The sequence below is a fragment of the Bradyrhizobium manausense genome, from assembly GCF_001440035.1.
Classification (GTDB): Bacteria; Pseudomonadota; Alphaproteobacteria; order Rhizobiales; family Xanthobacteraceae; genus Bradyrhizobium; species Bradyrhizobium manausense.
Genome location: NZ_LJYG01000047.1, coordinates 29597 through 42648, shown reverse-complemented (window position 1 = coordinate 42648; position 13052 = coordinate 29597). Strand labels below are relative to the sequence as shown.

The following is a 13052-nucleotide window of genomic DNA, read 5'->3' as shown; positions in this document are numbered from 1 at the left end:
AGGGCGGCCCTGCGGCCGCCCTTTGCTAGAATCGATCCGTCCCGGCTCAGTGCGCGCCGTGGGCCATGGTCTCGGCACCGTGTCCCCAGACATAGATGCAGAGGAACAGGAAAAGCCAGACCACGTCGACGAAATGCCAGTACCAGGCGGCGAACTCGAAGCCGAGGTGCTGCTTCGGCGTGAAGTGGCCGGCATAGGCGCGCGCCAGGCACACGATCAGGAATACGGTGCCGACCAGCACGTGAAAACCGTGGAAGCCGGTCGCCATGAAGAAGGTCGCGCCGTAGACGTTGCCGGCGAAGGAGAACGCCGCGTGGCTGTATTCGTAGGCCTGCACGCAGGTGAAGGTCGCGCCCAGCAGGATGGTGAGGATCAGGCCATATTTCAGGCCCTGGCGATCGTTCTCGAGCAGGGCGTGGTGCGCCCAGGTGACCGTGGTGCCCGAGGTGAGCAGGATCAGCGTGTTGAGCAGCGGCAGATGCCAGGGATCGAAGGTTTCGATACCATGGGGCGGCCAGGTGCCCGGCACCGCGCAGGCGCCGGCCGCCGTGCCGAGACCGCAACCGAACACCGCGTCACGGGTGGCGTGGACGGCGTCGGCCGGAAACAGCGCGGCGTTGAAATAGGCCCAGAACCAGGCGACGAAGAACATCACCTCGGAGGCGATGAACAGGATCATGCCGTAGCGGTGATGCAGCTGCACGACGCGGGTGTGGTCGCCCTTGTACTGGGCTTCCTTGATCACGTCGCCCCACCAGCTCGCCATGGTGTAGAGCACGCCGACGGTGCCGATACCGAACACGATCGGCGCGGCGGAGAACATGTGGTGCATCCAGGAGATCGCACCGACCGCCATGATGAAGGCGGAGACCGAGCCGACCGCCGGCCACGGAGACGGATCGACCAGATGGTAGTCGTGATGCTTGCCTTGCGCGGTAGCCATTGCGGTCTGTCTCCTCAATCCCGTGCCTGTCCGGCACTTATCCCCTTGGTCCAACCTCCGAAGCGTCAACCCGGCGGCTGGAGATTTCCCTTGCGCTTGTTGTCATCACCGGATGCGAGCGGCTTCACCACCGGATCCTTCACCGGATAGAACGTGTAGGACAGCGTGATGGTGCTGAGCCCGTCATTGTCGTGGTCGCCGACGATCGACGGATCGACGTAGAACACCACGGGCATCTCGCGCTTCTCGCCGGGCGCCATGGTCTGCTCGGTGAAGCAGAAGCAGTTGATCTTCTGGAAATACGACCCGACCGTCAGCGGCGCGACATTGTAGGCCGCCTGCCCTGAGGTGGTGCGCGCGGCCTGGTTGGTCACGGTGTAATAGATGGTGGTGACCTGACCGATATTGACCTCGACCTCGGTCTGCTCCGGCTCGAACTTCCAGGGCAGGCCGGGGGCGACGTTGGAATCGAACCGCACCGCGATCTTGCGTGCGATCGGGCCACTGGCGGGCGCGGAGGTCGCGACCTGCGTGGTGCCGTTGAAGCCGGTGGCGCGGCAGAACCAGTTGTAGAACGGCACCGCCGCGTAGGAGGCTCCGACCATCAATGCGACCACGCCGCCGCAGATCGAGGCGACCAGCACATCGCGGCCGAGGCCCCGGCCCTTGCCGGCCGTTCGGCTCTGATGCTGCGATATGGTCGGCTTCTGATCCATCTGCCCCTACAGCGGCCGAACGAGAACCGCCGGTCCCTTGACCATGGTGACGGCGAAGAAAAGCACGACGAGCACACCGAGCGCCAAAGCAATGGCAATGGAGCGCTGACGACGGCTCTTCTTCTGCGCCTCGGTGAGGACGATTCCATCTGGCTCGGGTTTGTCAGCCATCGCCGTGATCATGCGCCCCCTACCATCCGAGCAAGCACAGGGAATACGACCTCGGCCAGCAAGGTCGCGAACAGCGCGAACAGGTACAGGATCGAGAAGGCGAACAGCTTTCGCGTTGCGCGCAGCGACTGGCTGCGCTCGCGGCGGAAGTAGACGTTGATGGCGAGCACCAGCATGCCGGCGCCGAGGATCAGCGAGACGATGCCGTAGACGGCGTCGAAATAGCCGAGCGCCCAGGGCGCTGCGGCCACCGCGATCAGCACGATGGTGTAGAGCAGTATCTGCAGGCGGGTCGCGTCCGGGCCGGCGACATTGGGCAGCATCGGAATGCCGGCGCGGGCATAGTCGTCGGAACGGAACAGCGCCAGCGCCCAGAAGTGCGGCGGCGTCCAGAAGAAGATGATGGCGAACAGCAGCAGCGGCTCGACATCGACCGTGCCCGTGACGGACGCCCAGGCCACCACCGGCGGCAAGGCGCCGGCGGCGCCGCCGATCACGATGTTCTGCGCGGTCCAGCGCTTCAGGCCCATCGTATAGATGACGACGTAGAAGAAGATGGTGAAGGCGAGCAGCGCGCCCGCGATCCAGTTGACGAGGATGCCGAGGGTCATCACCGAGAAGAAGGCGAGCGTCATCCCGAACGTCATCGCCTCGGGCCGGGTGATGCGGCCACGCGGGATCGGGCGGTTCGCGGTGCGCGACATCTTGGCGTCGATATCGCCCTCGAGCGCCATGTTGAGCGCGCCGGAGGCGCCGGCGCCGACGGCGATGCAGAGCAGCGAGGTGATGGCGAGCACCCAGTGGAAATGTCCCGGCGCCATCGCCATCCCGACCAGCGCGGTGAAGATCACGAGCGACATCACCCGCGGCTTGAGCAGCGCGAGGTAGTCACCAACCTCCGCCTCGGAGATGCGGGGATTGATGTCGATGGCATTCTGATCGAGGACGGACACTTAAACCTGCTCGTTTCGTTGCAGAGCCGCGGCGCCCGTCGCGGGCGCCGCGGGAGTCGTGTTGCTTACTGCACGCGGGGCAGCACTTCGAACTGGTGGAAGGGCGGCGGCGAGGGCAGCGTCCATTCCAACGTGGTGGCGCCAGCGCCCCAGGGATTGTCGCCCGCCGGGACCTTCTTCATGAAGGCGTCGAGCACGCAGTAGAGGAAGATCAGCACGCCGAAGCCGGAGATGTAGGAGCCGATCGAGGAGATCAGATTCCAACCGGCGAACGCATCCGGATAGTCGACATAGCGGCGCGGCATGCCCGACAGGCCGAGGAAGTGCTGCGGGAAGAACACCAGATTGACGCCGATGAAGGTGACCCAGAAATGCGCTTTCGCCAGCGTCTCGTTGTACATGTAGCCCGTCATCTTCGGGAACCAGTAGTACCAGCCGGCGAAGATCGCGAACACCGCACCGAGCGACAGCACGTAGTGGAAGTGCGCGACGACGTAATAGGTCTCCTGCAGCACGCGGTCGACGCCGGCGTTCGCCAGCACGACGCCGGTGACGCCGCCGACCGTGAACAGGAAGATGAAGCCGACGGCCCAGATCATCGGGGCGCGGAATTCGATCGAGCCGCCCCACATCGTGGCGATCCAGGAGAAGATCTTCACGCCCGTGGGCACCGCGATCACCATGGTGGCGGCGACGAAGTAGGCCTGCGTCGCCGAGGACATGCCGACCGTGTACATGTGGTGCGCCCACACCACGAAGCCGATGCCGCCGATCGCGACCATGGCGTAGGCCATGCCGAGATAGCCGAACACGGGCTTGCGCGAGAAGGTCGAGACGATCTGGCTGATCATGCCGAAGCCGGGCAGGATCAGGATGTACACCTCGGGGTGACCGAAGAACCAGAACAGGTGCTGGAACAGCACGGGATCGCCGCCGCCGTCAGGCGAGAAGAACGTCGTGCCGAAATTGCGGTCGGTGAGCAGCATGGTGATCGCGCCGGCGAGGACCGGCAGCGACAGCAGCAGCAGGAACACCGTCACCAGGATCGACCACACGAACAGCGGCATCTTGTGCAGGGTCATGCCCGGCGCGCGCATGTTGAAGATGGTGGTGATGAAGTTGATGGCGCCGAGGATCGAGGAGGCACCGGCCAGGTGCAACGACAGGATCGCGAAGTCGACGGCCGGACCCGGGTGGCCCGTGGTCGACAGCGGCGCGTACATGGTCCAGCCGGCGCCGACGCCGTTGGCGCCGGGCTCGCCCTCGACGAAGCTCGACAGCAGCAGCAGCGCGAAGGAGGCCGGGAGCAGCCAGAACGAGATGTTGTTCATGCGCGGGAACGCCATGTCGGGCGCGCCGATCATCAGCGGCACGAACCAGTTGCCGAAGCCGCCGATCATCGCGGGCATGACCATGAAGAAGATCATGATCAGGCCGTGCGAGGTCACGAAGACGTTATAGGTGTGCGTTTCGTGGAATATCTGCACGCCCGGAAACATCAACTCAGCACGGATCGCGATCGACATCGCGGCACCGATGATGCCCGCGATGACCGCAAAGATCAGGTACATCGTGCCGATGTCCTTGTGGTTGGTCGAATAGACGTAGCGACGCCATCCGGTCGGATGGGCGTGCTCGTCATGGTGCGCGTGATCGCCGTGTGCCGCTGCGCTCGTTGCCATTTTCAAATCCTGCCTTGCGTCCCATTCGGACCTATGGAGGTCCCGCCCTTTATGTCGCGTTCAGTCCGGTTGAGCCGTCCGCCCGGCGCTTACTGCGTCGGACCGGCTGCGGAGGCGAAGGTGCTGGTGCCGCCGCTCGCAAATTTCTTCTTCGCCGCATCGACCCAGGAGGCGAACTCCTGGTCGTTCACCACGCGAATGGCGATCGGCATGAAGGCGTGGTCCTTGCCGCAAAGCTCCGAGCACTGGCCGTAGAACATGCCGGTCTTGGTGGCCTTGAACCAGGTCTCGTTCAGCCGGCCCGGGATGGCGTCGATCTTGACGCCGAACGCCGGCAGCGCGAACGCGTGGATGACGTCGGCACCGGTGACCTGAACACGAATCACCTTGTTGACCGGCACCACCATCTCGTTGTCGACGCCGAGTAGGCGGGGTTGCTTGTCCTGGGCCAGCAGCGAGTCGAACTCGAACTTGCCGTTATCAGGATAGGCGTAGGACCAGTACCACTGTTTGCCGGTCGCCTTCACGGTCAGATCCGCCTTCGGCACGTCGAGCTCGAGGAACAGGAGGCGGAACGACGGCACCGCGATGCCGACCAGGATCAGCACCGGCACCAGGGTCCACACCACCTCGATCAGCGTGTTGTGGGTGGTCCGCGACGGCACCGGATTGGCCCTCGCGTTGAACTTCATCACCACGATCACCAGCAGCGCCAGCACGAACAGCGTGATCAGGATGATCAGCACGGACAAGAAGTTGTGGAACCAGACGATGTTGTCCATCACCGGGGAGCCGGAACCCTGAAGGTGCCATTCCCACGGCTCGGGCTGCCCAAGCTCGGCAAATGCCGCACCGCCCGTCGCCAGCGTCAGACCCGCCACGGCCAATCCCAGCAAGTGCCGGCCCACCCGGCCCATCGACATCTTCATGCCGTTCGCGCTCCCCTAACGAAATCACCCCAAGTGCATTCCCCTATTTTTGGGGAACGCTTATTCGATCCGCCCGTCTGACAAACCGCCGCAAGAATACCTCTAGGAGGAATTGGGGCCAGATCGCTAGAACGCCGAAATCAAGCCTCTCAAACCATAATTCTTGATCTATCGCAATGCAGTCTTGAGGCCCCTCTGTCAGCCATCACCCGCAAGATATTTCCTAGTAACATCAGACAAAAATACCGTTTCCCGGGAGGCCGCGGCTTGACAGCCGAATTGCCCGCTGTAGGCACAGGCGCAGGGCCGTGCAGGAACCTGATTCGTGGCGGCAATGGCGGCCAAGGCGGCGCGGAATTTGCTTGTGAATTGCCTTCAAGACGCCGTCATTCCCGTATCAGTCCACCAGCGCGAGCGACCCGAGCGAGCAGAGGGACCGACCCCGATGGGGCTTTCGAGATGCATGGCAAGATCGGCTCCAAGATCGGTTGTATGGCCGGCTGACCGTTTCACGACGCTGATCCGCCTCGTGGCGGTCGTCCTTTTCCTGTCCCTTCCCGGCCTTTTCCTATCAAGCGCTGCCCATGCGCAGGGCGCGGTGCGCTCCGTTCATGGCGACTGGCAGATCCGTTGCGATACTCCGCCGGGCGCCCAGGCCGAGCAATGCGCCCTGATCCAGAGCGTGGTGGCCGAAGACCGCTCCAATGCCGGCCTCACCGTGATCGTGCTCAAGACCGCCGACCAGAAGAGCCGCCTGATGCGCGTGGTGGCCCCCTTAGGCGTGCTGCTGCCCTCCGGCCTCGGGCTGAAGCTCGACAACCAGGACGTCGGCCGCGCCGGCTTCGTGCGCTGCCTGCCCAATGGCTGCGTCGCCGAGGTCGTCATGGACGACAAGCTGCTCGGCCAGCTCCGCAGCGCCAAGACCGCGACCTTCATCATCTTCGAGACGCCGGAAGAAGGCATCGGCTTCCCGCTCAGCCTGAACGGGCTCGGCGAGGGGTACGACAAGCTGCCGTAGGGTGAGCCCGTCGAACCTATTGTTTCCGTAATGTGACGCTGCGCGCCCTCGCGGAACCAACTCGAAACCATTATCTTGCCTCACATCGACCGATAATGGACGGACGCATGACCAACCCTGCCACAACCTCCCTGCTCGACCGCGCCAATCTCGATCGCGACCAGGTTCGCAACGAGGTCGCGCGCGGGCTCTCCGGTGCCGACGACGGCGAATTGTTCCTGGAATACAGCCAGACCGAAGCGCTGATGTTCGACAATGGACGGCTCAAGCAGGCGACCTACGACACCTCGCAAGGTTTTGGCTTACGCGCGGTCAAGGATGATGCCGTGGGCTACGCCCACTCCTCCGATGTGTCGCTGCCGGCGCTGATTCGCGCCGCCGATGCGGTCGCGGCCGTGCGCGGCGGCTATTCCGGCAGCTTTGCCGCGCCGCCTCCGCACACCAATGTGCGCCTCTATGGCGATGAAAACCCGCTCGATGCCCCCGGCTTCGAGACCAAGGTCAAGCTGCTGGCCGAGATCGACGCTTACCTGCGCGACAAGGATCCGCGGGTGCGGCAGGTCAGCGTCAGCCTGGGCGCGACCTGGCAGGTGGTCGAGATCCTGCGGCCCGACGGCGAGAGCTATCGCGACGTGCGCCCGCTGGTGCGCGTCAACATCTCCGTCGTCGCAGGGCAAGGCGACCGCCAGGAGAGCGGCAGCAAGGGCTATGGCGGCCGCGCCGGCTATGCCGAATTCATTGAGACCAAATCCTGGCGCGATGCCGCCGACGGCGCACTGCGCGAGGCCCTGGTCAATCTGGAATCGATTCCCGCCCCCGCCGGCGAGATGGACGTCGTGCTCGGCGCCGGCTGGCCCGGCGTGATGCTGCACGAGGCAGTCGGCCACGGCCTCGAAGGCGACTTCAATCGCAAGAAGACCTCTGCTTTTGCGGGCCTGATGGGCCAGCAGGTCGCGGCCAAGGGCGTCACCGTGGTCGATGACGGCACCATCGCCTCGCGGCGGGGCTCGCTGTCGATCGACGACGAGGGCACGCCGACCAACCGCACCGTGCTGATCGAGGACGGCATCCTGGTCGGCTACATGCAGGACCGCCAGAACGCGCGGCTGATGAACATGAAGCCGACCGGCAACGGCCGCCGCCAGGGCTATGCCCATGTGCCGATGCCGCGCATGACCAACACCTACATGCTCGCGGGCGACCGCGACCCGGCCGAGATTCTCGCGTCGGTGAAGAACGGCGTGTTTGCCGCGAATTTCGGCGGCGGCCAGGTCGACATCACCTCGGGCAAATACGTGTTCCAGTGCACCGAGGCCTACAAGATCGAGAACGGCAAGCTGGGCGCGCCGCTGAAGGGCGCCATGCTGATCGGCAACGGGCCGACCGACCTGCATCGCATCCGCATGATCGGCAACGATCTGGCGCTCGATACCGGCATCGGCACCTGCGGCAAGAACGGCCAGGGCGTGCCAGTCGGCGTCGGCCAGCCGTCGCTTCTGATGGAACGCATTACGGTGGGTGGAACGGGCGCATGAGCGTTGAGAAGGTAACGGCCGCTCCGAAGCGGAAGAGCTCCGGCTGGGCCGGCCAGTTGATGCAGCTTGCCGGCATCGTCGCCGCGGTGTTCATCGCCAAGGGTGCGCTGGCCGAGCCGTTCTACGTGCCGTCGGGCTCGATGGAGCCGACGCTGCTGATCGGCGATGCGCTGCTCGCCTCGAAATTCCCTTATGGCTACGGCACCTCGTCGCTGCCGATCCAGATCAACTTGCCCGAGACCGGCCGTGTCTTCGCGGAAATGCCGAAGCAAGGCGACGTCGTCGTGTTCCGCTGGCCCGGCGACCGCTCACAGGCCTGGGTCAAGCGCGTCGTCGGCTTGCCCGGCGACCGCATCCAGATGCGGCAGGGACAGCTCTTCATCAACGACCGTCCCGCCGAATTGAAGCCTGACGGCGTTGGCGCCGCCGAGGACGACAATGGCGGCAGCGAGCCGGCCTACCGTTACGTCGAGACGCTGCCGAATGGCGTCTCGCATCTGATCTTCAAGATGCGCGACAACGGCCCGCTCGACAACACACCCGAGGTGAAGGTGCCGGCCGGGCATTTGTTCGTGCTTGGCGATAACAGGGACAACTCGGCCGACAGCCGCGTGCCGCTGCGCTCCGGCGGCGTCGGCCTCTTGCCGGTCGACAATCTGGTCGGCCGTGCCGATGCCGTGCTCGGCTCCTGGGATCTCGGCATGCGCGGCCAGCCGGTCTGGACCTGGCTCTCCGGCTTCCGCCTCGCGCGGTTCTTCACCGCCGTGCGCTGAGGGGATCGCGACATGGGCAAGGACGAGTTTCTCGCCCTCGCCCTGAAAAATCCGGTCAACACCGCAATCATCGACGAGCTTCATCGACTTGCGCTGCCGGACGCGTGGCTGGTCTCGGGATGCCTGGTGCAGACGGTGTGGAACGTGCTCACGGGCCGTGCCGTCGATTACGGTATTGCGGATTACGACATCTTCTACTTCGATCCCGATGCCTCCTGGGACGCGGAGGACGCCGTCATCCGCAAGCTGCAAACGCGCCTCGATCATCTCGGCGTCAAGATCGAGACCCGCAACCAGGCCCGCGTGCATCTGTGGTACCCGGCCAAGCACGGCCTGCCCTATCCGCCGTTGTCGCGCTCGACCGACGGCATCGACCGTTTCCTGACGCAGAACACGCAAGTGGGCGTGAGGCGCGCCGGTGATGGTTTCGAAGTCTACGCGCCGCATGGCTTCGATGACGTCGCAGGCCTGATTGCGCGCCCCAATCCGGGTCCGAATTTCTCCGCGGCAAATTACGCGGTGAAAGCTCAGAGATGGAAGGCGTTGTGGCCGGAGCTGACGGTGATTGCCGCGGAGTGAAATCTCGTAGATGGGCAAAGGCGCGCATCTTCGCGCGACGTGCCCACGTCCTGTCGGACTCATGGAGAGGTGGTGGGCACGGCGCAAGTGCGCCTTTGCCCACACGGCTAACCCGCCTAAGGCACCTTGCCTATCTCACCACGCCCGACGTGAACCCGGCCTTCCGCCGCGGCGGCTTGATATCTTTCTTCAGGAAGCACCGCGCTTCGCGGCCGGTGTAGCCGGGGCGGGCATAGGTGAAGGCGCGACACTTGTTGTCGGCGATACAGGCGGCCTTGCAGGCGTCCTCGCCCTCGCCTTCCTTGAGCTCGAAATTGCGCAAATCGCCGCCGGGGCGGTCGATCGAGGTCTCGACGCCCTCGACGCGCGGCTCGATCACGCCGGCCCCGCGTACCCCGGAGATGCAGCAATTGGCGGGCTGTCGCGGCGGCACGGTATTCTTGAGCCAGCACACCGCCGCGGCGCCATCGATATCAGGATAGGCGAAGCTCCAGGCGCGGCAGCGGCGATCGCGTTCGCAAAGCAGCGCGCAGTCCTCGGGATCACCCGATGTGACCGGCGTATTGAAATAATCGCCGCCGGGCCGGTCGAATGCCGTCTGGGCGCGCGCGGGCACACTCGCAAAGACGAGCGAGAGCAGCGCGGCACAGGCCACGACGCAAGCCAAAGCCCTCGCCCTCAAGACCTTTGCCATGACGGTCCCAGGCAGGCGGCCCTTCCCCATCGGAACAGCTTTCGAGTTATTGACGACGCTCAGGTTTTTTCGGCCGGTCATTTGATCGCCGCAAACCTGTACGGCCGATGAACGGTCCCGAATCTGCTCGTCGGCCTATTTGCCCAAAACTAGAACGCGTACTCCGCGTAGGCCGGTTCCACCGAGCCCTTCCAGGGGCCGTTGAACTTCTCGAGCATGTCCTCGGCCGGTGTCCGGCCGGAATCGATGATGCGATCCAGCGGCTCCAGATGCCGGGTTTCGTCGCGGCCGATGGCGTCGATGCGGCCTCGGCGGCGCAGGCCCGCATGTGCCAGAACGAGGCATTCCTTGGCGATCTCGAACAGATAACGGTCCTTGATCCGGGCCTTGAAGCCGAAGCGCGGCACATCGTCGCGCAGGGCCTGACGCTCATGTGCGGTCCAGTGCTTCACCAAATCCCAGGCCGCATCGAGCGACGCACCGTCATAAAGCAGCCCGACCCAGAACGCCGGCAGTGCCGGCAGCCGACCCCATGGGCCACCGTCGGAGCCGCGCATCTCGAGATAACGCTTCAGCCGCACCTCGGGAAAGATCGTCGAGAGATGATTGGCCCAGTCCGACAACGTCGGACGCTCCCCGGGAAGGTTGTTGTTGCGGCCCTCGAAGAAGGCTCGGAACGAGGAGCCCGACACGTCGATATATTCCTCGCCGCGCTTGACGAAATACATGGGCACATCGAGCGCGTAGTCGACATAGCGCTCGAAACCCATGCCGTCCTCGAACGCCCACGGCATCATGCCTGACCGCGCATTGTCGGTATCGCGCCAGATCTCGGAGCGGAAAGACAGGAAGCCGTTCGGCTTGCCTTCGGTGAACGGCGAATTGGCGAACAGCGCGGTCGCAACCGGCTGCAGCGCCAGCGAGACGCGCAGCTTCTTGACCATGTCGGCTTCCGAGCAGAAGTCGAGATTGGTCTGCACCGTGCAGGTCCGGTACATCATGTCGAGGCCGTATTGGCCGACCTTCGGCATGTAATTGGTCATGATCTTGTAGCGGCCCTTGGGCATCACAGGGATGTCGGCGCGTGACCAGGATGGCGTCATGCCGAGCCCAAGGAAGCCGATACCGAGCGGGGCAGCGATCTCGCGCACCTGCGCCAGGTGCGCCATCAGCTCGCTCTGGGTCTGGTGCACGTTCTCGACCGGCGCGCCTGACAGCTCGAACTGGCCGCCGGGCTCCAGCGAGATCGCGCCGCCGCCGGTGACGTCGTAGAGCCCGATGATGTTGCCCTTCTCCATGATCGGCTCCCAGCCGAGCAGGAGCTTCATGCCTTCGAGCAGCGCACCGATGCCGCGCGCGCCTTCGTACGGCACGGGACGATGGCCTTCGAGCGTGAACGGCGTCTTCTCGTGCTCGGTGCCGATGCGGAATTCGGACGGGTGCTTGCAGCCGGCCTCGAACCACGCAACGAGCTCGTTGCGTGACTGCAGCGGCGTCATATCGATCTGGTCTCGCGCCATATCAAACTCTAATCAAAAGGGCGCTTCGATCGAAGGCGCGCGGGTGACGGGGATGGTCCGCGGACCCCTTGGGGTGCACGGACGAGCTGGTTTGCCGCGCGGTCATCGCGACGGCGTGGTTTCGTTGACGTTGACGACGGGCAGCTTCATCTCGCCGCACGAGCATCCCAGCCGGTCGAGCAGACCGCTGAGCTTGACGGCATCGGCGTCGGAGAGCTTCGAGCCGACATATTTCTCGATCGCAGCCGAATAGGCGCCCCACATCCGCTTCTGCAATTCGCGGCCGGCCTCCGTGATCTCGACGAACTGGCCGCGCTTGTCGATCTTGCATTCACGCCGGGAGGCGAGCCCCTCGTCCACCAGGCGGTCGATCAGCCGCGAGGTGGAGTATTGCGGGATCAGCATCTGCCGCTCGAGCTCCACCGGCCGCAATTCGCCACTCGGTGCGCGCGACAATTCGAGCAGCGCGTCGTACCACGCCAGGGGCGGGAACCCGGCCTTCTTCAGGTCCTGCTCCACGCAGTCCAGCACACGGCTCTGCACCCGCATCAGGCGGATCCAGGCACTGGTTGCCTCGGTCGATGGTTTGCGCTTCATGGTCCCGCTCAAGCTCGTCGTCCGCTTCTTACCCCACTCGATGCACCTGCATCAATCTTGACTATTGCATGCAGGTGCATGTAGGCGTTCTTTCGCCCCTACCAAGCCTCAAGAGGAGGAAATTCCATGAAACTGTATTACGCGCCCGGCGCCTGCTCGCTGTCGCCCCATATCGCGCTTCTGGAGGCCGACCTGCCCTATGAGCTGGTCAAGGTCGATATCCGGGCCAAGAAGCTCGAGAACGGTGACGACTATCTGAAGGTCAATCCCAAGGGTCAGGTCCCCGCGCTGGGCCTCGATAACGGTGAGATCGTGACCGAAGGCCCGGTCATTGTCCAGATGATCGCCGACAAGGTTCCGGCCAAGGCGCTGGCGCCCGCGCGCGACAGCTCCGAACGCTACAAGCTGCTCGAATGGCTGAACTTCCTCACCTCGGAGGTGCACAAGAGCTTCGGCCCGATGTTCGCGCCGGCGCTGAACGACGACGCCAAGGCCTTCTTCAAGGACCGTGTCATGGGCAAGCTGAAGCACATCGACAGCCAGCTCGCCGGCAAGGACTACCTGATGGGCAAGCAGTTCTCGGTCGCCGACGGCTATCTCTTCACCATGCTGACCTGGGCCGACCGGATGAAGTTCGACCTCTCGGCAATGCCGAACCTCTCCGCCTACAAGGCCCGCGTCGCCGCGCGGCCGAAGGTGCAGGAAGCGCTGACCAAGGAAGGGCTGGCGCAGGCGAAGTGAGCCCGCACAGGATGCGAACACGCGAAAGGCCGGATCGACGATCCGGCCTTTCTCGGTTTGCTGCGATCCATCCAAACGTCGTCCTGGCGAAGGCCAGGACCCATTACCCCAAATGTTCGTAGCTTTGGGCGCGCTTCTCCGGGATGACAGCCGCGTAGCCCGGATGGAGCGAAGCGCAATCCGGGAGGGCTTTCGCGACTG

The 13052-nt window shown here is 64.4% G+C and carries 14 protein-coding genes; 5 read left to right on the top strand and 9 right to left on the bottom strand.

Annotation, left to right across the window (positions count from 1 at the left end; all coding sequences use genetic code 11):
• Nucleotides 1-46 precede the first annotated feature (46 nt).
• The 6 genes from AOQ71_RS11395 to coxB all read right to left on the bottom strand — a co-directional run bounded on the left by AOQ71_RS11395 (nucleotide 47) and on the right by coxB (nucleotide 5394).
• Nucleotides 47-943, bottom strand: a complete 897-nt coding sequence (locus AOQ71_RS11395) for a cytochrome c oxidase subunit 3 (protein ID WP_057746054.1) — start codon at nucleotides 941-943, stop codon at nucleotides 47-49.
• A gap of 65 nt (nucleotides 944-1008) precedes the next feature.
• Complete coding sequence (locus tag AOQ71_RS11390; protein WP_057746051.1) at nucleotides 1009-1659, bottom strand: cytochrome c oxidase assembly protein; 651 nt, start codon at nucleotides 1657-1659, stop codon at nucleotides 1009-1011.
• A 6-nt stretch (nucleotides 1660-1665) separates the two neighbouring features.
• Complete coding sequence (locus AOQ71_RS11385) at nucleotides 1666-1842, bottom strand: hypothetical protein (RefSeq protein WP_057746048.1); 177 nt, start codon at nucleotides 1840-1842, stop codon at nucleotides 1666-1668.
• Nucleotides 1839-2783 carry a heme o synthase gene (locus tag AOQ71_RS11380; RefSeq protein ID WP_057746045.1) on the bottom strand — a complete coding sequence of 315 codons (945 nt, stop codon included), beginning with the start codon at nucleotides 2781-2783 and terminating at the stop codon, nucleotides 1839-1841. The genes AOQ71_RS11385 and AOQ71_RS11380 overlap by 4 nt, the downstream gene beginning before the upstream one ends.
• Nucleotides 2784-2848: 65 nt before the next feature.
• Nucleotides 2849-4465 (bottom strand): cytochrome c oxidase subunit I, encoded by a 1617-nt coding sequence (gene ctaD, locus AOQ71_RS11375; protein ID WP_057746042.1) that lies wholly within the window; start codon nucleotides 4463-4465, stop codon nucleotides 2849-2851.
• Between the two features lie 89 nt (nucleotides 4466-4554).
• Nucleotides 4555-5394, bottom strand: coding sequence for a cytochrome c oxidase subunit II (gene coxB / locus AOQ71_RS11370; protein WP_057746038.1), 840 nt, complete (start codon nucleotides 5392-5394; stop codon nucleotides 4555-4557).
• Between the two features lie 445 nt (nucleotides 5395-5839).
• Here coxB and AOQ71_RS11365 point away from each other — a divergent pair, with 445 nt between their 5' ends.
• The 4 genes from AOQ71_RS11365 to AOQ71_RS11350 all read left to right on the top strand — a co-directional run bounded on the left by AOQ71_RS11365 (nucleotide 5840) and on the right by AOQ71_RS11350 (nucleotide 9299).
• Nucleotides 5840-6412: an invasion associated locus B family protein gene (locus tag AOQ71_RS11365; protein ID WP_057746811.1), complete on the top strand. Its 573-nt coding sequence runs from the start codon at nucleotides 5840-5842 to the stop codon at nucleotides 6410-6412.
• A gap of 107 nt (nucleotides 6413-6519) precedes the next feature.
• Complete coding sequence (gene tldD / locus AOQ71_RS11360) at nucleotides 6520-7947, top strand: metalloprotease TldD (RefSeq protein WP_057746808.1); 1428 nt, start codon at nucleotides 6520-6522, stop codon at nucleotides 7945-7947.
• Nucleotides 7944-8720, top strand: a complete 777-nt coding sequence (gene lepB / locus AOQ71_RS11355; RefSeq protein WP_057746034.1) for a signal peptidase I — start codon at nucleotides 7944-7946, stop codon at nucleotides 8718-8720. The genes tldD and lepB overlap by 4 nt, the downstream gene beginning before the upstream one ends.
• A gap of 12 nt (nucleotides 8721-8732) precedes the next feature.
• On the top strand, nucleotides 8733-9299 hold the full coding sequence (locus AOQ71_RS11350) for a nucleotidyltransferase family protein (protein WP_057746031.1): 567 nt from the start codon (nucleotides 8733-8735) through the stop codon (nucleotides 9297-9299).
• A gap of 130 nt (nucleotides 9300-9429) precedes the next feature.
• Here the strand turns inward: AOQ71_RS11350 and AOQ71_RS11345 are convergent, their stop codons facing one another.
• The 3 genes from AOQ71_RS11345 to AOQ71_RS11335 form a co-directional block, all read right to left on the bottom strand.
• Nucleotides 9430-10023, bottom strand: coding sequence for a PAN domain-containing protein (locus AOQ71_RS11345; protein ID WP_057746804.1), 594 nt, complete (start codon nucleotides 10021-10023; stop codon nucleotides 9430-9432).
• 119 nt (nucleotides 10024-10142) lie between these two features.
• Nucleotides 10143-11513, bottom strand: a complete 1371-nt coding sequence (locus AOQ71_RS11340; protein WP_057746029.1) for a glutamate--cysteine ligase — start codon at nucleotides 11511-11513, stop codon at nucleotides 10143-10145.
• A 102-nt stretch (nucleotides 11514-11615) separates the two neighbouring features.
• Nucleotides 11616-12110: a MarR family winged helix-turn-helix transcriptional regulator gene (locus AOQ71_RS11335; protein ID WP_057746026.1), complete on the bottom strand. Its 495-nt coding sequence runs from the start codon at nucleotides 12108-12110 to the stop codon at nucleotides 11616-11618.
• Between the two features lie 126 nt (nucleotides 12111-12236).
• Here AOQ71_RS11335 and gstA point away from each other — a divergent pair, with 126 nt between their 5' ends.
• Nucleotides 12237-12851 carry a glutathione transferase GstA gene (gene gstA, locus AOQ71_RS11330; RefSeq protein ID WP_057746023.1) on the top strand — a complete coding sequence of 205 codons (615 nt, stop codon included), beginning with the start codon at nucleotides 12237-12239 and terminating at the stop codon, nucleotides 12849-12851.
• Nucleotides 12852-13052 lie beyond the last annotated feature (201 nt).